The sequence below is a fragment of the Pseudomonas sp. EA_65y_Pfl1_P113 genome, assembly GCF_963970525.1.
Taxonomy (GTDB): domain Bacteria; phylum Pseudomonadota; class Gammaproteobacteria; order Pseudomonadales; family Pseudomonadaceae; genus Aquipseudomonas; species Aquipseudomonas tritici.
This window is the reverse complement of the sequence record NZ_CAXAQM010000501.1, coordinates 1-468: the sequence shown is the minus strand read 5'-3', so window position 1 is coordinate 468 and position 468 is coordinate 1. Positions and strand designations below refer to the sequence as shown.

Below are 468 nucleotides of genomic sequence, written 5' to 3'. Positions count from 1 at the left end.
GGCGCTCATGCTGGCGACATCCTGCATCGCACGCCCGGTTGCGGCGATCGCACCGCGGGCGCTTTCGTGCAGGTCGCGGCGGTAATTGGGGTTGGAGCGTGCTGCCAGATCCCCAAGGGTGTTGTCGGGACGGACATTCGCGCGCGGATCGGCATAATGCGCCAGCGGGCCGACATGGGTTTGGAGCAGGGCATCCGCGAATTCGTCGACGGTTGCCGCAAGGCCTTCCTGGACAAGTGGCGTCGACAGCGCCGAGCCGAGTTGCTGCGCATCGACTGCGGGCGGTTGCGGTGCGCGGTCCTGCGCGAAGGCTGGCCCCGCCAGGCCGAGTGCGAACACACCGATCAGAAAAGGACGCATGACAACCTCGAATCTGGCCTGGAACATGGGCCGAGCGCGCGAACCGTTAGCATGATTCGCGCGCCCGGTCGATCATTCGGCGGCGATCTGCTCGACCCGGTCGTCGAG

Annotated in this window: 1 protein-coding gene; it reads right to left on the bottom strand. The window is 66.7% G+C overall.

The features are described from left to right. Window positions 1-360, bottom strand: a 360-nt coding sequence (locus tag AACY52_RS30775) for a hypothetical protein (protein WP_339561458.1), incomplete at its 3' end; no start/stop codon positions are given. Between the last annotated feature and the right edge of the window lie 108 nt (window positions 361-468).